This window comes from Candidatus Nealsonbacteria bacterium, from assembly GCA_011050465.1.
In the GTDB taxonomy this organism is placed as follows: Bacteria; Patescibacteriota; Minisyncoccia; order Minisyncoccales; family RBG-13-36-15; genus RBG-13-36-15.
The window spans coordinates 1-16,119 of the sequence record DRFQ01000008.1 but is presented as its reverse complement, the minus strand read 5'-3'; the positions used below and the strand labels follow the sequence as shown (position 1 = coordinate 16,119).

Below are 16,119 nucleotides of genomic sequence, written 5' to 3'. Positions count from 1 at the left end.
CTGAGAATAGATTTAAGATTACTAACGAGGTAAAATAAACTAATGATAGGTTTCCCTGCCTTAAAACAGAAAAAGGAAATATTTTTAGCCTTAGATATTGGAACAGAGGCAATTAAATCTTTAATCTTTACAAAAGAAAAAGAAAAAAATATTATTCTAGGAGCAGATTTAAAAGAATACTATCGTTTGGGCATTCAGGACGGAGCAGATCTCGATAAAGAGGTAATGAAGGAAGCTATTTTAGAAGTAGTCAGCCAGGCCAAAAAACAAGCTAAAACAGAAATGAAAGAATGCTTGATCCTTTGGAGACTTCCGGGAAATATTTTGAAAGAAAAGATAGTTCTGAATTCTTTTCAGAGAAAAAACCCCAAGAAAATTATTGATCAAGAAGAAGAGGATGAAATTTACCATAAAATTATTAATCAGACTCAACAAGAAGTCTCCCAAGGAGTTTTCCAGGAATCTGGCATTTTACCCAAAGACATTCATTTTATAGATTTTAAAATTCTGGAAAGGAAAATGGATGGCTACCAGATTAATCAATTAACGGGAATTTCTGGACAAAATCTGGTTTTCCGAATATTATTTACCTTTTTAGCTAAAAATTATTTAGAAAATGTTAAAAAAATAACCAAAGACCTAGGCTTAGAGAGGCTGAAAATAGTTTCAGAAGCAGAGAATTTATGTTTAGCATTTTCTAGCCAGAAAATTACAGCCGTTTTTTTGGATATCGGAGGAAAATTCACCCAAATAGTCTCAATGAAAGAGGGTAAACTTCAGACTTTAAGCGGTTTTGAGATGGGCGGAGAAATTTTCTCTCAGAAACTGTCGCAGATTTTAGGAATAACCAAAATTCGAGCAGAAGATTTAAAGATTAGATATGCTCAGAGAACTTTAAGCGAAGAAGTAAGAAAAAGAATCAGCGAAATCCTACTTTATGACTGTCGGTCGTGGTTTAGTAATTTAAAGCTTAAATTACGAGAGATTTCTCGGGGGGAAGAGAAAATACTTCCTCAAACAATTCTTCTTTTTGGAGGAGGAAGTTTGTTGCCGGAAATAGAAGAAATTCTGGCCGGAGAGGAATGGGATGATTTACCGTTTTTAAACCGGCCCCAGGTAAAATTTATTTCACCAAAAGACTTGAAAAATATTGAGGATAGAGCAAAGATAATAAGCACAATCCAATATATTCCATCTTTATTGCTTTGTTATACCCCGTAGGAAACAAGAGGGTTTCCGTGGATAAAGCGAAGCAGAAAACTTAAAACTGTTTTCTTCGGGACATATGAATTACAGTATTTTTTCTCCAGAAATCCTTGATTATATGAATAACAATAATTAAGCAAACCAGTCGTCGCTTCGCTCCTCCTTGTAATTCCCCCAGAATTAATAAAGATGTTCAAGGTCTAAATATAATAACAACTGAAAATATTTAATTTCCTACGTGGTATGCCAATGTTTAAATCATCTTCTCAGAAAATTTTTGATATCATCCCTCCCGAAAAAATAGAGGGAAAAGCTTTCTCTGGTAAAAAAACCAGGGACAGGAAATATCTTCAACCCCGGCCCAGAAAATCTTTAAAGATATTTTTCTTAGCATTCATTTTTTTCTTGGTTTTAGGGGGGATATTCTCTTATTTTACTTTTCAGAAAGCAGAAATAACAATTTGGCCAAAAACTCAAGAAGTAAACTTTGAAGAAAGGGTAATTATTAACTCAGAGACAGAAGAGGTTGAGTTTTTGACAAATACTATTCCAGGAGATATTTTTAAAAAAGAACAGACAATCGTCCAAGAATTTTTTTCTTCAGGTAAAGGCTTGAGAGAGATAAAGGCCGAGGGAATAATCCGGGTTTATAATGTTTATTCCACTTCTCCTCAGGTGTTGGTGGCTACTACTCGTTTCATTTCAGCTAATGGTGAATTATTCCGTTCGTTGGAAAGGGTGACTATTCCCGGCGGAATCTATAAAGGAGGAAAACTGGAACCTGGTTTTCTTGATATAAAGATTCGAGCCGACCAGCCAGGCGAAGAGTATAATATTGGCCCTTCTACCTTTTCTATCCCAGGATTCGCAGGAACAGTTCGTTATACTGCTTTTTATGGAAAGTCTTTTGAACCAATGGAAAGAGGTTTTAAAGGAGAAGTTCCTGAGGTCACCCAAAAAGACCTCAATAAAGCCGAGAATATCTTGAGAGAAAAACTATTGACAGCTGTTAAAATTTCTTTAGAGAATAAAGTTTCTGAAGAAATCATTATATTAGACGAAGCTTCAACGAAAGATTTTTCAACCCCGGTTTTTTCAGCGAAAGTTGGAGACGAGAAAACTTCCTTTGTAGGCGAAGGAGGGCTTTCTTTCACAGCCCTAACATTTAAACAATCGGATCTAGAAAATTTTACTAAAGAATATATTCTTTCTCAAATATCAAAAGATCAAAAGATACATTTAGAAAGCCTGAGAATCAACTATTTTTTCCAAGGCTTTAATACGAGACAAGGACAAATGACCCTAAGATTGAATTCTTCAGCTAAAATTTATTTCGGAATTTCAGATGATTATCTCAAAAAAGAATTAGCTGGAAGATTATTGCCTGAAGCAAAAGAGTTTTTGACTAATGACCCTCGAATCACTAAATCAGATATAAACCTTTGGCCCTTCTGGACGAGAAGAGTTCCTCAAGACACGCATAAGATAGAAATCAAACAAGAGATTGACAGGAGTTAACTTTACATCAATCTCAGTCAAAAATAGTGGATTTTCGAAAGCCGTAAGGCGAAGTCATCTAAACGGCTCAAGCCATTATAAGTTTAATAAGGTACTCCAGGATCGGTAACGGGGTTGACTAAATTAAAATAATCCGTTATTATTCATCATTACTAATGAAAAAGGGTGTTCTCAAAAAAGAAGGACGGGTTACAGAGACTTTGCCCGATACTCATTTCCGAGTTAGGTTAGATGACGGAAAAGAAATCATGGCCCATTTGGCTGGAAAATTAAGAATCTATCGAATTAAAGTTTTACTCGGTGATCGGGTGACAGTAGAAATTTCTCCGTATGATGACGAAAAAGGAAGAATAGTTTATCGGGGAAAATAAGGCGACACCAATTTACGCTGGATCGCTCTTTCTTCAGAAATAGCGAGATTCCCCGTAGGGCTGATTAAGCACGAACGACACGAATAATTATTAGTGACATTGGTATTAAATTAGTGTATTAGTGTCAGTTTTTATGAAAGTTCGACCTTCGGTTAAAAAAATTTGTAAAGACTGCAAAGTTGTCAGGCGTAAAGGCCGGGTTTATATTGTTTGTAAACATCCCAAACATAAACAACGTCAAGGTTGAGCGGAGCGAAACCGAGCACATAGTATTTTATTAAGCAATAATCTGGTTTTTGCTCGCCCTTGTTAAAATCTAATTTCATTTTGAAAAGTCAAGCTATGTGCTCGGTGCTCACTATTTTTGCATATGCCACGGATTATCGGAGTCAATATTCCCGAAAAAAAACAAATAGAAATTGCTTTAACTTATATCTATGGAATAGGTAATTCTTTGAGTCGTAAAATTTTAACCGAAGCCCAAATTGACCCCCAAAAGAGAGCCTCACAACTAACTTCTCAAGAGATCAGTCGACTTAAAGAAATTATTGAGAAGAATTATAAGATTGAAGGAGAATTAAGAAGAGAGCTGCTTTTGAATATTAAAAGATTAAAAGATATTAGTTGCTGGCGGGGAATTCGTCACATCAAAGGCCTGCCGGTTAGGGGGCAGCGGACGAAAACCAACACTCGGACGGTCAGAGGAAATGTTAGAAAAACTGTAGGATCTGGCAAAAGGTCATCACTAGAACCCAAGTAATAAATAGAAAAAGATGGGAAAAAAACGCATAATTAAACAAACTGAAAAAGAGCTATTACAAGAGAGAGATAAGATTGACGAAGCTTTAAGAAAAGAAGTTAGAGTTAAGCCCAAGAGAAGAATTGACGAAGGCAGGGTTTATATTTCCGTTTCTTATAATAATACTTTGATTACCCTGACTGATCTTGAAGGGAAGGTTTTGGCTTGGAGTTCGGCTGGTAACATCGGTTTTAAGGGAACAAAAAAATCCACTCCTTTTGCTGCCTCTAAAGTGGCCGAAGCCATATCCCAGAAAGCTCAAAAATTAGGCATAGAAAAAATAGAAATATTAGTGAAGGGAATAGGCTCTGGTCGGGAGTCGGCTATTAGATCTTTATCCGTCCGTGGGTTAGAAATAGAATCTATCAAAGATATTACTCCTATTCCTCATAACGGCTGTCGTCCACCCAAGGTCAGAAGAGTATAATCGATGTCAATAAAATTAATTACCATAACCAATGATACAAGTTTATTAGTATAATTGGTATGCATTTGTATATTAGTATCGCGTTTTATGATTAATAAAAAATGTAAAATTTGCCGAAGATTAGGGCAAAAACTTTTTTTAAAAGGTGAGAAATGTTTTTCTCCAAAATGTCCGATGATTAAAAGGCCCTATCCGCCAGGTAGGAAGAGTAAAAGAAGACTACCGCCCATTTCTGAATACGGTAGAGAATTACGAGAAAAGCAGCGACTTAAATCATGGTATAATTTAAGAGAAGCACAATTAAGAAAATATGTGAAAGAAGTTTTAAGGAAAAAGGGCACAGTAGAAACGGTTGATCTTTTAATCAAAAAGTTAGAAAGTCGGTTAGATAATATAATTTTTCGACTTGGTTTCGTTAGTTCAAGGCCTCTGGCTAAGCAGCTTGTTAATCACGGTTATTTTTCAGTTAACGGAAAAAAGGTTAAAAGCCCGTCTTATCAAACCAGAAAAGGAGACAAGATCACAATTTTGTCTCCGAAAAAACAAAAAAAAATCTTTCAGAACTTAACGTCTTCCATCAAAAAATACCAACCTCCTTCTTGGTTAAAACTTGATAAGCAAGATTTAGAAGGACAGATAGTTGGGGAACCAACCTTTGAAGAAGCTAATCTGCCAGTTGAAGTGTCATCTATTTTCGAATTTTATTCAAGATAATTCTTGCTCCGCAAAAACTGTTGATTCAACACTGATCTACTGCCCTGATCCCACGCAGATATTTTGATCCGCGTCTTATCTGCGGCAGAGGTTCAATGAAATTGGACCAATAAAGATCCGCGTCTGATCTGCGTTTTTACGAAGCGAATAAAATATGCTTCCTTTGCCTCATTCTCCTAAAATAATCGAAAAGAAAAGAAATAGGGCCTTATTTGAAATTGAAGCTCTTTATCCTGGTTATGGAGTAACAATAGGAAATGTCTTCAGAAGAGTCTTGCTCTCGTCGCTTTCCGGAGCAGCCATAACTCAAATGAAAATTAAAGGAGTTCATCATGAATTCTCCACTATCCCCGGAGTTCTGGAGGATGTCGTGAATATAATGTTGAATTTGAAACAGCTAAGATTTAAGATTTTTACTGCAGAGCCGCAAAAAGCCACTTTAAAAATAAAAGGGGAAAAAACAATAAAGGGTTCTGATTTTAAATTTCCCTCTCAAGTTGAATTAATAAACAAAGATTGTCATATCGCAACTTTAACAGACAAAAAAGCAGACTTCGAAATGGAGATCCAGATTGAAAGGGGATTAGAATATGAGCCGGTAGAAAAGAGAAAAAAAGAAAAATTAGAAATAGGGATAATTCCCATAGATGCAATTTACACTCCTATTAGAAGGGTAAGTTATCAGACCGAGAATATGCGAGTAGGGGAGAGAACCGATTTCGATAGATTAAAATTAGAGATTGAAACGGATGGAACCATTACCCCCGAAGAAGCTTTCTATCAGGCTTCGGAGATTTTAATTAAGCATTTTTCTTTATTTTCTGAAAGCATTAAAAAAGAGATTCCTCCTTCTCCAGAGAAGAAAGAAAAAAAATTGTCGGTCAAGGAAGATTTGATTAGAACCAAAGTCGAAGACTTAAAATTTTCCACCAGAACCTTAAATGCTTTATTGCAGAGTAATATAAAGACAATAGGAGGAATCCTGCAAAAGAGCGAAAAAAGCTTTCTTAAATTGGAAGGAATGGGAGAAAAAGGGGTTAAAGAGATTAAGAGAAAGCTCAAAAAACTGGAATTAAAACTGAAATGAAACTTATATAAACATTTAAATATATTAACATTTAAACAAACTTTAGATTAAAGATATTTAGATGCTTAGACGTTTAAATGCTGAGACGGTATGCATAAACGCAAACGAAGCAGGAAATTTTCACGTAAAAAGGATCAGCGGCAAGCCCTATTAAGAGGATTAGGGAGGGCTCTTTTATTGAACGAAAAGATAAAAACTACTGAAGCTAGGGCCAAGGAGCTTCGAGGAATTGTTGAAAAATTTATTACCAAAGCAAGAAAAGGAGATCTCCATACCCGAAGATTACTATTAAGATTTTTTTCTCCTCAGGTCGTAAAAAAATTAGTTGAAGACATTGCCCCAAGATATAAAGATAGAAAGGGGGGATATACCCGGATTGTTAAAATTGGCTTAAGAAAGGGCGATAAAGCAAGAATGGCAATTATAGAATTAGTTAAGTAATATGGCTTCTAATATGAATTCTAAACTTCATACTATTGATGCCTCTGGCAAGGTTTTGGGGCGTTTATCTACCGAAATAGCCGTTTTACTGCGAGGAAAACATAAACCAGATTTCTTATATCACAAAGACATGGGTGATTTTGTGGTAGTGAAAAACGTTGATAAAATCAGATTCACCGGCAGAAAGCTTGAACAAAAGAAATATTATCGTCACTCCGGTTATCTGGGAGGATTAAAAGAAACTCCCCTTAAAAAACTTTTTCAACAAAACCCGAAAGAGATTTTAAGGAAAGCTGTCTGGGGAATGTTGCCTAAAAATAAATTACGCGCCAAAATAATTAAGAAATTAAAATTTAAATAAAATGTCCAAAACCGCTTCAACAACTAAGGAAAAGGCAATATCCAAAAAAACTCTTAAGAAAAAGAAAGCAAGCAAATCAAAAAAAGAGAAGACAAAGAGAGAGAAGGTTAAAGTCAAAGCTAAAAAAAAGGTTGAAAAGACTTTTTTAGAAAAAGAAATATCTGAGAAATATTGGGCAGGAGTAGGGAGAAGAAAGACGGCAGTGGCTCGGGCTAGACTTTTTGCAAAAGGAGAGAAAAAATTTTTAGTTAATGATAAATTATATCAAGAATATTTTCCTATATTAGATTACTGGCAGACTGCCTCGTCTTCTTTAAGAAAAATGAATACTCTCGATAGATTACGAGTTTTAGTCAAGGTAAGGGGAGGAGGTTGTCATGCTCAAGCAGAAGCTGTGCGCCATGCTACAGCTAGGGCTTTGGTTAAATTTAATCCCAATTTCCGAAAAAGACTAAGGAAAGCGGGTTTTTTGACTCGTGATTCCCGCATGAGAGAGAGAAAGAAATTTGGCTTAAAACGAGCCAGACGCGCACCACAATGGCAAAAGAGATAATTCGCTCGGCAACGGTATATAAAGTACCGGCTGTCCAAATCCCAGCGAGATTTGGCAGCCTGCGTTCTCGACAGCTGACTTCCTCGCTTTGCTCAGAGACCATGCTTAGCTGCCTGCGAAAGCTACTTTAATACCCGTCGCCTCGCTTTAAAAGAGGCACAGGGGCAGAAGAGATAATTCGCTCGAACCATGCCTGCTCGGCCTCCGAGGTGCTCTTTGAGGGGCTTACCCTCGCTCCAGAATGATTGGAGAGAAATGGAAAGGCTCTCAGAAAGCCTTGAGTTGCGAGGAGCATTTCCGGGCGACCTCGGATTTGCTACCTTGAACAGGCCATCAATGCCGAAAGTGGCCTTTGAGAACCTCCTTCGTCCTTGACATATGTTCGTTATTCATAAATTAGTATCATTGGTATTAATTCGTATATTAGTGTCGATCTATGTTAAAAGAACTCATTGATAAATTTTATTTAGACAGACAGAAAGACAAAGAACAGCATCATTTTTATATCACAGATGCTGGAAGATGCCCCCGGGCAACTTTTTTGAAATTTAAAAACGCTCCCAGAAAAGAAATGGAAGCAAAGATTTTGAGAATGTTTGATCATGGTGATTATATTCATCAGCTCATTATGAAACCCTTACTCGGCATAAGAGAAATCCATGTGGTTGCTTCAGAGGTAAACATCCCTCCTCAAGAATTAATTTCAGGAAGAGCCGATGCCATAATTAGCGACGGTCAGGAGCTGCATGTTCTCGATATTAAGAGCATGAATAGTATAATTTTTAGAAATCTGCAGCAGCCGAAAGAAGAAAACGTTAATCAAATTCAACTATATTTACATTATTTTAAAATTAAAAAAGGGATATTGCTTTATGTTAACAAAGATACTCAAGAGCTAAAAGAATTCGTTGTTGATTATGATAAAGCCCAGGTTCAGTCTCTTTTAAGCGGACTAACCAACCTTAAAACAAAAATTCATTCTAATATTGTTCCCTCGAGAATGGAAAGTTGGCCGAGTAATTGGCAATGTAGATATTGCCAGTTTAAAGAGATATGTCGAATGGCAGGAAGCGGAGAAGTTAACTGGGAAGGATTTAAGAGAAAGATTGAACAGCTCAACTCAAAGGAAAGTTGATAATATTATTGAATAAAAAACTAAAAAGCCGCGTACTAACGCGGCTTTTTAGTTGGTGAATAAATATGATTCCTAGGGGATTAATTGCTCTGAAATAAAAATTTTTCCTTCACTTAAAACATATAGTTTTTTATCGTATTTATTCCAGAATATTTCCGGGTTTTTAAATATAACCAAATCATAGATATTTATTCTATCTCGGTCATCAATCTCGGTAATTTTAATTTTATCGCCAACTGAAAAGACTAAATAATGCGACGTCCACCAGAAGGCATCTCCAATTTCTTCTGAGAAGCGGGTTAAAAACAGTTTTTCCCCATTTTTCCTTCGAGGTTGTTCTTCGATATTTTCCAAAAATAAGACCCAAATTTCGTTATCGGTAAAATAGACTATCTTTTTTGAGTCAGGAGAAATTCGCGCCCCTTTTATTCTTCCTGAAATCATTTCAAGCGACTGTCTGTCTTGGTTTAAAAAGTAAAAGTCGTCGTCTTCTTTAAGAAATATTTTATCATTAGCGAAAGTGAATAATTCATATTGAGAGTCAGGATTTAAAGAGAGAGGTTTTTTGTTCAATTGACGAATTTCATTACTCGACAAATTAGATTGACGGAGAAATCCTTCTTCGTCTAACCAAAAGAGACTATTATCGAAAGCTTTAAGGGCTAAGAAACCGCTCAAGATTGGTCCAGAAAGACTTTTTTCTTTGTAATTAACAGAGAAAAGATTGTCTTCCTTCGTTAGGTTTTGGGTTAAAAGTATAACCTGAGGGTCTCGGGGGTGGAAAACAGCGTCGCTCAAGTTCATACTCAAGAAATCTAAAGGAAAAATATTTGGCTCATTTTCTACTTCAATAACAAAATATTGATTTTTTCCTGCCTTATTTTTTAGTAAAAACCTTTTTGAATCTGATGACCATTCTAGTGTAATGAAGTCGGTATTTTTATCTTTCTCTGAGAAGTCTTTTTCTTGAAATAATGAAGAGGATATATTTTTCTCAAAATCAAGAAGAATCAGGGCCCAGCCATCTTTTTCGTCTTTTTTCAAGATACCTTTCTTTCCATCGGGGGACAAGAAAAAGTTATCACCCCCCTCTTCTAAAAGATTGAACCGAGGGTTTTCTGGAACTAAAAAAATATTTTTATTTTCTGTTACCCATTTTTCCTTTATCTCTAAGGTTTTTTTCCATGGCAAATAACCTTCTTTCTCAATTTTTACTCTATATTCTTTGGGCAGAATATTTTCAATATAGACGGTACCAAAGAAAAAGTCAGTTTTTTTCACTAATTTATTATCAATTGAAATCCAGGCTTCTTGGGGCCAGGCCTTAAAAGAAAAAGCTCCCGTTTGAAAAATTTTTTTAGTTTTGAAGTCAAAACGATACCCTTGAGAATAAAAAATTATTAGAGGAGCCATTAGGAAAAATAAAGCAGTGATTGAAACAAATAAAATTGTCCTAGCTTGCTTGGTCATGTTTTAATTTTAGCAAAAGATGCTCTTTTTGCCAGTTAATATTTACTAGTTAATATAGCCTTTGGCGGGGCTTGTCAAAAGAATAATTTTGAGATACGATAAAAAAGAAGTTTTTTATGCCCCGTAGAAAATATTATGTTTTACGTGTACCCGCAGGAAATCAAAGGGTTCTCGTTGATAAGACAAGATGGTGCATTCAATATTAGATTTCCTTGGGACATAGACATTTCAAAATATTTTCTACTGAAAATCCAAGATTATCTTTTAAACCGTGAATTATACAATGATCCAATGGTCAAATATAATAACAACTGAAAATATTTAACTTCCTACGGAGTATGGCAAAAAAATTTATCATTCAAGGAGGGAAGAAGCTTGAAGGGACAGTAGAGATCGGAGGATATAAAAATGCAGCTGGTGCCTGCTTGGCAGCAACTTTATTGACCAAGGAAGAATGTCTGATTGATAATTTGCCTTTGGTTCAAGATATTTTTTCTCTTTTGAAAATTTTAGAACAAATTGGAGTAGAAATTTCTTGGCAGGGTGAAAGAGAAATCAAAATTAGAGCTGGTGCCAATATTGACCCAGAAAAAATGGATTTTAATTTAGTGAGTAAGTCTCGGATTTCAGTTTTACTTATTGGCAGTTTACTTTCTAGATTTAATAATTTTAAAATCTCTCATCCCGGCGGAGATAGAATTGGAGTTCGGCCTATTTCAACTCACCTGGAAGCTTTTAAAAAGTTAGGAGTGGAAATTTCCCAAGAAGGTGATTTTTATTGTTTTCAAAAGAAAACATTAGAAAGCTCAGAGATTATTTTGAAAGAATTTAGCGTGACAGCCACCGAGAACTTAATGATGACATCTGTTTTAATCGAAGGGCAGACAGTGATTAAAGGGGCTGCGGCCGAACCTCAGGTTCAAGACTTAGGAAAGATGCTTAACAATATGGGCGCACAAATAAAAGGAATAGGAACTCACACCATTTTCATTGAAGGGGTCAAAGAATTGAAAGGTACTTCTCATCGAATTCTACCCGATCCTTTAGAAGCTGGTACTTTTGTCATCATGGGGGCTATCACCTCCGGGGAAATAGAAATAAGGGGTTGTCTCCCCTCTCATTTAGATATTTTCCTGGCAAAATTAGAGGAAATCGGAGTTAATTTTAAAAAAGGTTCAGATTTTATTCAGATTAGTTCTTCTTCCAAACTTAGACCTGTTAAGATCCAGGCTTTGCCCTATCCAGGATTTCCAACCGACCTGGTGCCAATGGTCTTGTCGCTTCTTACCCAAGCTGAAGGGAAAAGCCTGATCCACGATCCTTTATATGAAAATAGACTTAGTTTTACCCAGGAATTAAAGAAAATGGGAGCCGATATTGAGGTTGTTGATCCTCATCGAGCTTTTGTGTTTGGAAGAACTCCTCTTTCTGGGTTGAGGATTGAAAGCTGGGACATAAGGGCAGGGGCTTCTCTCATTACAGCTGCTTTAATCGCCAAAGGTCAGACGACAATTGAAAATATTTTTCAGATAAATAGAGGTTACGAAAAAATAGAAGAAAAGCTCCAAAAATTAGGAGCCGATATCAAGTGCGTTAGCACTTAAAAATTAAAAACCAAAAATCTTTTATTTTTTAATTTTGAGCAAAACGAGAAATCAAGGTTCTATGAAATAGGTTCTTATATTTTATTTTTAATCTTGACCAATCGAGTACATAAAGCGTTATGTGCTTCGGTGCTCAGGAAGAAACATGTTTTTCAAAAAAATCGGCATTGATCTTGGGACCTGTAATTCTTTAGTTTTTATCCCTCAAAAGGGAGTGGTTTTAAATGAGCCTTCAGTGGTGGCTATTTCCATTGCCGACAATAAAATTTTAGCCATTGGTTTGGAAGCCAAAGAAATGATTGGTCGCACTCCTGATACAATTAGAGTTTACCGTCCCTTAAGAGACGGGGTTATTGCTGATTATCGAGTAACTCAGGCAATGTTGAGATATTTCATCAAGAGAACCGGAGGCAGGCTGTCTTTCTTTAAGCCAGAGTTAATGATTGCCATTCCAGCCGGTGGAAGTTCGACTGAGAGACGGGCAGTAATTGAAGCAGGATTGGCAGCCGGCGCCAAGCAAGTTTTCATAGCCAAAGAGCCAATTTTAGCCGCCATTGGGGCCGGTATTCCTATTAATGCATGTTCTGGCCATTTGATTATTGATATCGGAGGAGGGACAACCGAGGTGGCGGTAATTTCATTGGGAGGCATAGTCACTTGGAGTTCAATAAGGGTGGCTGGAGATAAGATGGATTTAGCCATTTCCAATTATATTAAAAAGAAATACAATCTGGCCATTGGGGATCAAACTGCCGAAGAAATAAAAATTAAAATTGGCACTGCTTTGTCCGAGAAAGAAGAAAAAGTTTTTGAAATTCGCGGTAGAGACTTAATTGCGGGTCTTCCCCGGACAATTAAGATTTCATCTAACGAGATAGCCTCAGCTATTTCCGATGTTTTAAGTGAAATTATTCAGATAATTAAACAAGTTTTAAAAGAAACTCCTCCGGAACTTTCAGCCGATATTATGGATAAAGGAATGATAGTTTCGGGAGGAGGGGCGTTGATTCGCAATATTGACGAATTAATCGCGAATTCAACCGGAGTACCTTGTTTTATTGCCGAGCATCCTTTATTTTGTGTGGCCAAGGGAACGGGCGTAGTCATGGAAAATTTAGATTTTTATAAAAAAAGTATAATGAGTAAAAAATAAACCACTAATGAAATCACGAATTTATTCACGAATCTTCATCAATAACTTATTCGCGATGATTAGTGATTAAAATTAGTGCCTTATCCGTGGCGATTATTGGGCATCAAAAACAATGGCAATTTTTAAGAAAGTCAGCCGAACTTAATCGTTTCAATCATGCTTATCTTTTTTGGGGTCAGTCTCACTTAGGGAAAAGAGTTATAGCTAAAGAATTTGTTAGATTGCTTAATTGTCAAGAAGACCCCCGCCATTTTTCTAATAGTTCATCCGGCCAAACGAATTTCACAAAAAGTAGCGGGGGGTGTCAGAAGTGTTGGTCATGCCAGGCATTTCAAAGAGAAATTCACCCTGATTTAATTTTTATTAAATCCGAGGGAAAAGAAATTAAGATTTCTCAGATCAGACACCTTCAGTATTTTCTTTCTTTCCGGCCTCATTCTTCTCTCTTTAAGGCTGTAGTCTTAGAAGAGGCAGAGAGAATGAACTCAGAAGCTCAGAGCTGTCTTTTAAAGACCCTGGAGGAGCCGTCGAAGAATTCTCTGTTATTTTTACTTACAGAACACCCAAGAATGCTTTTACCGACTATTCTTTCCCGGGTTCAGACAATTAAATTTTTCCCAGTACCAAAATCTGAAATAAAAGATTATCTAAAAACTCACAAAATTTCTTCATCAAATATTGAATTGATATCTTCTCTTTCTTTTGGCAGGCCAGGTTTGGCTTTGGAATTTTCTAAGAATCCAGAAAAATTAGAAAAAGCATACAAGACAATCAAAGAAATAGCTGAAATGAGCCAGTTAGAGTTAGCTGATCGTTTTCAGTATGTAAAAACTTTGGCTTCTCAAGAGCATGACCCGAAAGAGATTTTAGAGAGCTGGTTGAGATATTTTCGAGATATTTTGAGAATAAAAATTGGTTTACCTCCAGAGTTAGAAATTTCATCTTCTTTTGGTTATAATCCTTCTATTCCTCAAATTAAACAAATCATTAACTCCATTGAAAAAATAAATTTCTTAATTTCTTCAACTAACGTTAATTTAAAATTAGCCTTGGAGCAGATAATGTTAAAAATATAAAATACATTTAACATAAAACCTACCTCGCCTCAAGCTGGGGGCGAAGTAGGTTTTATGTTAGAATAAGAAATTTCTATTTAAGATACTAGCGCAAGGCCATTGCTATATTCTGCTAAACGCTAAGTAAGTAAATAAGCAAGCCAAGCATTTCCCCGGTTAATTTTATTCAGCTCGACAGAGAACAAAAATTCTGCTATATTTAAAGAGTACTTTCTAGCCACGTAATTCGGTAGTCCTCTCTTATTTTGGTTGGAAAAGGAAGCGAGTATTTCATGGATAGAAGCGGAAGAACGCGGAAAAGTGATCCGCGTTAATCCGCGTAAAGGCCATCCATCACCAGATTGGCCGAAAATTACAAAAGATGACCTATCAAGAAATTATTGACAAAATTAAGCCCGAGCTGGATAAGGTGATTATTTTTTTAGAAAGAGAAGTCGGGAAAATTCGGACTGGCCGGGCTACCCCTTCTTTAGTTGAAGATATTGAGGTCGAATGTTTTAATCAAAAATTTCCCTTAAAACAGCTGGCCTCAATTTTTTCGGCAGGTTCCAGGCAGCTTATTATCCAACCTTGGGATAAATCTTATTTAGAATCGATTGAAAAGGCGGTCTCTCGGGCTGGATTAGGGGTGAGTCCGATTGTTGATCAAGACCTCATTCGAATTTCCTTTCCTCAGCTGAGCGGAGAATATCGGAAAAACTTGTTAAATATTTTATCAACAAAAAAAGAGGAAGCAAAAAAAACAATCAGGAGATGGCGGGAAGAAGCTTGGGATAAAATTCAAGCAGGATTTAGAGAAGGAGAGATTCGAGAGGATGATAAATTCCGCGGCAAAGATAAACTTCAAGAACTAATCGATGAATATAATGAAAAAGTTGAAAAGACGATGGAGAGAAAGAAAAAAGAAATAATGGAAGGTTAAAACGGTTTCACAGTTAAATAACTATATTGAAATGTTTTTTACAATCATTATCACTTTTATTAGCCTTATTGGACTAATCGTTTTACATGAGCTTGGCCATTTTATAATGGCTAGGCGTTTTGGAGTAAGGGTTGAAGAATTTGGCATTGGGCTGCCTCCTCGAATTTTTGGAAAAAAAATTGGAGAAACAATCTATTCTTTAAACCTTTTACCGCTTGGAGCTTTTGTCAAACTTTACGGAGAAGAGAAAGATATTAAAGATCCTAGAAGTTTTAGTTCAAAACCAATTTGGCAAAGAATTTTAATTATTATAGGGGGAGTGGTTGTTTTTTGGATAGTAGCTTTTGTTATTTTAAGTATATTGATGGTTATCGGAATGGCAACTATCGTGGGAGATGAAGCTAATGACAATTTAGTTAACCCTAAAGTTCAAATTGCCCAAGTTGTAGCCAATTCACCAGCCGAAAAGGCAGGATTAAAAATTGGTGACACTATAAGATATTTGAAAAGCAGCGACAAGCAGCTGTCGATAGATAAGGTAAAAGAAGTGCAAAATTTTACTGCTTTAAACTTAGGGAAAGAGATTACTTTAACAATCCAGAGAGGAAAAGAAACGTCTGAAATAAAGTTGACTCCGCGAGACTCACCACCAGAAGGAGAAGGACCGATGGGAATAGATTTAGCTAGAACGGCAACAATAACTTATCCCTGGTATCAAGCCCCTTTTCGAGGAATTTTAGCTACAGCAGATCTGACGATAGTTATAACGAAGAGCTTTGGTTTGCTTTTAAAGAGTGTAATTACCGGAGAAGGACTTCCTCCTGGCACTCGTATAATGGGGCCGGTGGGAATTTTTGGTTTATTTAACCAGATGGCTCAACTTGGAACAAGTTATTTTCTAAGATTTGTAGCCGTAATCTCAGTTTATCTTGCTGTTTTCAATATCTTACCCATTCCCGCTTTAGATGGCGGAAAGCTTGCCTTTTTAGTAATTGAAGCAGTCAGAAGAAAACCAATTTCTCAAAAAATTGAACAAAACATTACCGCTTTATTTTTCTTTCTATTAATTGCTATGATCATATTTGTCACTTTCCGAGATATCCAAAGACTATTTTAACTAAAGGTAAGTGAATCGTTCGGCAACGAAGTCTCAAAGTAAACGTTCGGAAATATGACCCCGCCCCTAAAACTTGAGGTGGACGATTAATGATAGGAATTTAAGTCTAATTCATTTTTTTGTTTCATTCGTATCTCAATAGGCATAGGAGCGGGGTCAATTTCC

18 protein-coding genes are annotated in these 16,119 nt (G+C 36.2%); 17 read left to right on the top strand and 1 reads right to left on the bottom strand.

The genetic code is table 11. From position 1 onward, the window contains the following. Positions 1 to 42 precede the first annotated feature (42 nt). The 12 genes from ENH66_01720 (at position 43) to ENH66_01665 (ending at position 8,612) form a co-directional block, all read left to right on the top strand. Positions 43 to 1,221 carry a hypothetical protein gene (locus ENH66_01720; protein HDZ54399.1) on the top strand — a complete coding sequence of 393 codons (1,179 nt, stop codon included), beginning with the start codon at positions 43 to 45 and terminating at the stop codon, positions 1,219 to 1,221. A 228-nt stretch (positions 1,222 to 1,449) separates the two neighbouring features. Continuing rightward, positions 1,450 to 2,724 (top strand): hypothetical protein, encoded by a 1,275-nt coding sequence (locus tag ENH66_01715; protein HDZ54398.1) that lies wholly within the window; start codon positions 1,450 to 1,452, stop codon positions 2,722 to 2,724. A 155-nt stretch (positions 2,725 to 2,879) separates the two neighbouring features. Continuing rightward, positions 2,880 to 3,095: a translation initiation factor IF-1 gene (locus tag ENH66_01710; GenBank protein HDZ54397.1), complete on the top strand. Its 216-nt coding sequence runs from the start codon at positions 2,880 to 2,882 to the stop codon at positions 3,093 to 3,095. A gap of 133 nt (positions 3,096 to 3,228) precedes the next feature. Continuing rightward, the gene (locus ENH66_01705) at positions 3,229 to 3,342 is read left to right on the top strand and encodes a 50S ribosomal protein L36 (GenBank protein ID HDZ54396.1); all 114 of its coding nucleotides are present in this window, start codon (positions 3,229 to 3,231) and stop codon (positions 3,340 to 3,342) included. Positions 3,343 to 3,465: 123 nt separating this feature from the next. Continuing rightward, positions 3,466 to 3,855, top strand: coding sequence for a 30S ribosomal protein S13 (locus ENH66_01700; protein ID HDZ54395.1), 390 nt, complete (start codon positions 3,466 to 3,468; stop codon positions 3,853 to 3,855). Positions 3,856 to 3,868: 13 nt separating this feature from the next. Further along, positions 3,869 to 4,321 (top strand): 30S ribosomal protein S11, encoded by a 453-nt coding sequence (locus ENH66_01695; GenBank protein HDZ54394.1) that lies wholly within the window; start codon positions 3,869 to 3,871, stop codon positions 4,319 to 4,321. Positions 4,322 to 4,408: 87 nt separating this feature from the next. Further along, positions 4,409 to 5,035, top strand: coding sequence for a 30S ribosomal protein S4 (locus ENH66_01690; protein HDZ54393.1), 627 nt, complete (start codon positions 4,409 to 4,411; stop codon positions 5,033 to 5,035). Positions 5,036 to 5,189: 154 nt separating this feature from the next. Continuing rightward, entirely contained in the window at positions 5,190 to 6,122 is a 933-nt protein-coding gene (locus tag ENH66_01685; protein ID HDZ54392.1) for a DNA-directed RNA polymerase subunit alpha, read from the top strand. 90 nt (positions 6,123 to 6,212) lie between these two features. Beyond that, positions 6,213 to 6,563: a 50S ribosomal protein L17 gene (locus ENH66_01680; GenBank protein HDZ54391.1), complete on the top strand. Its 351-nt coding sequence runs from the start codon at positions 6,213 to 6,215 to the stop codon at positions 6,561 to 6,563. Between the two features lies 1 nt (position 6,564). Beyond that, positions 6,565 to 6,924 (top strand): 50S ribosomal protein L13, encoded by a 360-nt coding sequence (gene rplM / locus ENH66_01675; GenBank protein HDZ54390.1) that lies wholly within the window; start codon positions 6,565 to 6,567, stop codon positions 6,922 to 6,924. 1 nt (position 6,925) lies between these two features. Continuing rightward, positions 6,926 to 7,477 carry a 30S ribosomal protein S9 gene (locus ENH66_01670; GenBank protein HDZ54389.1) on the top strand — a complete coding sequence of 184 codons (552 nt, stop codon included), beginning with the start codon at positions 6,926 to 6,928 and terminating at the stop codon, positions 7,475 to 7,477. Between the two features lie 436 nt (positions 7,478 to 7,913). Further along, positions 7,914 to 8,612: a Dna2/Cas4 domain-containing protein gene (locus tag ENH66_01665; GenBank protein ID HDZ54388.1), complete on the top strand. Its 699-nt coding sequence runs from the start codon at positions 7,914 to 7,916 to the stop codon at positions 8,610 to 8,612. 72 nt (positions 8,613 to 8,684) lie between these two features. Here the strand turns inward: ENH66_01665 and ENH66_01660 are convergent, their stop codons facing one another. Continuing rightward, positions 8,685 to 10,082 (bottom strand): hypothetical protein, encoded by a 1,398-nt coding sequence (locus ENH66_01660; GenBank protein ID HDZ54387.1) that lies wholly within the window; start codon positions 10,080 to 10,082, stop codon positions 8,685 to 8,687. Between the two features lie 338 nt (positions 10,083 to 10,420). Here ENH66_01660 and murA point away from each other — a divergent pair, with 338 nt between their 5' ends. From murA to rseP, 5 genes are all read left to right on the top strand, one after another. Further along, entirely contained in the window at positions 10,421 to 11,686 is a 1,266-nt protein-coding gene (gene murA, locus ENH66_01655; GenBank protein HDZ54386.1) for a UDP-N-acetylglucosamine 1-carboxyvinyltransferase, read from the top strand. Between the two features lie 145 nt (positions 11,687 to 11,831). Next, positions 11,832 to 12,839 carry a rod shape-determining protein gene (locus ENH66_01650; protein ID HDZ54385.1) on the top strand — a complete coding sequence of 336 codons (1,008 nt, stop codon included), beginning with the start codon at positions 11,832 to 11,834 and terminating at the stop codon, positions 12,837 to 12,839. A gap of 62 nt (positions 12,840 to 12,901) precedes the next feature. After that, the gene (locus ENH66_01645; protein HDZ54384.1) at positions 12,902 to 13,915 is read left to right on the top strand and encodes a DNA polymerase III subunit; all 1,014 of its coding nucleotides are present in this window, start codon (positions 12,902 to 12,904) and stop codon (positions 13,913 to 13,915) included. A gap of 361 nt (positions 13,916 to 14,276) precedes the next feature. After that, the gene (locus ENH66_01640; protein ID HDZ54383.1) at positions 14,277 to 14,837 is read left to right on the top strand and encodes a ribosome recycling factor; all 561 of its coding nucleotides are present in this window, start codon (positions 14,277 to 14,279) and stop codon (positions 14,835 to 14,837) included. A gap of 31 nt (positions 14,838 to 14,868) precedes the next feature. Beyond that, positions 14,869 to 15,954, top strand: a complete 1,086-nt coding sequence (gene rseP / locus ENH66_01635) for an RIP metalloprotease RseP (GenBank protein HDZ54382.1) — start codon at positions 14,869 to 14,871, stop codon at positions 15,952 to 15,954. Positions 15,955 to 16,119 lie beyond the last annotated feature (165 nt).

What these genes read in the sequence shown, in the direction of transcription:
- ENH66_01705 (HDZ54396.1), top strand. Translation starts at nt 3,229, where the DNA reads ATGAAAGTTCGACCTTCGGTTAAAAAAATTTGTAAAGACTGCAAAGTT.
- ENH66_01680 (HDZ54391.1), top strand. Translation starts at nt 6,213, where the DNA reads ATGCATAAACGCAAACGAAGCAGGAAATTTTCACGTAAAAAGGATCAG.
- ENH66_01665 (HDZ54388.1), top strand. Translation starts at nt 7,914, where the DNA reads ATGTTAAAAGAACTCATTGATAAATTTTATTTAGACAGACAGAAAGAC.
- ENH66_01650 (HDZ54385.1), top strand. Translation starts at nt 11,832, where the DNA reads ATGTTTTTCAAAAAAATCGGCATTGATCTTGGGACCTGTAATTCTTTA.
- ENH66_01695 (HDZ54394.1), top strand. Translation starts at nt 3,869, where the DNA reads ATGGGAAAAAAACGCATAATTAAACAAACTGAAAAAGAGCTATTACAA.
- ENH66_01690 (HDZ54393.1), top strand. Translation starts at nt 4,409, where the DNA reads ATGATTAATAAAAAATGTAAAATTTGCCGAAGATTAGGGCAAAAACTT.
- ENH66_01700 (HDZ54395.1), top strand. Translation starts at nt 3,466, where the DNA reads ATGCCACGGATTATCGGAGTCAATATTCCCGAAAAAAAACAAATAGAA.
- rplM (HDZ54390.1), top strand. Translation starts at nt 6,565, where the DNA reads ATGGCTTCTAATATGAATTCTAAACTTCATACTATTGATGCCTCTGGC.
- ENH66_01710 (HDZ54397.1), top strand. Translation starts at nt 2,880, where the DNA reads ATGAAAAAGGGTGTTCTCAAAAAAGAAGGACGGGTTACAGAGACTTTG.
- ENH66_01715 (HDZ54398.1), top strand. Translation starts at nt 1,450, where the DNA reads ATGCCAATGTTTAAATCATCTTCTCAGAAAATTTTTGATATCATCCCT.
- ENH66_01670 (HDZ54389.1), top strand. Translation starts at nt 6,926, where the DNA reads ATGTCCAAAACCGCTTCAACAACTAAGGAAAAGGCAATATCCAAAAAA.
- ENH66_01640 (HDZ54383.1), top strand. Translation starts at nt 14,277, where the DNA reads ATGACCTATCAAGAAATTATTGACAAAATTAAGCCCGAGCTGGATAAG.
- murA (HDZ54386.1), top strand. Translation starts at nt 10,421, where the DNA reads ATGGCAAAAAAATTTATCATTCAAGGAGGGAAGAAGCTTGAAGGGACA.
- rseP (HDZ54382.1), top strand. Translation starts at nt 14,869, where the DNA reads ATGTTTTTTACAATCATTATCACTTTTATTAGCCTTATTGGACTAATC.
- ENH66_01720 (HDZ54399.1), top strand. Translation starts at nt 43, where the DNA reads ATGATAGGTTTCCCTGCCTTAAAACAGAAAAAGGAAATATTTTTAGCC.
- ENH66_01685 (HDZ54392.1), top strand. Translation starts at nt 5,190, where the DNA reads ATGCTTCCTTTGCCTCATTCTCCTAAAATAATCGAAAAGAAAAGAAAT.
- ENH66_01660 (HDZ54387.1), bottom strand. Translation starts at nt 10,082, where the DNA reads ATGACCAAGCAAGCTAGGACAATTTTATTTGTTTCAATCACTGCTTTA.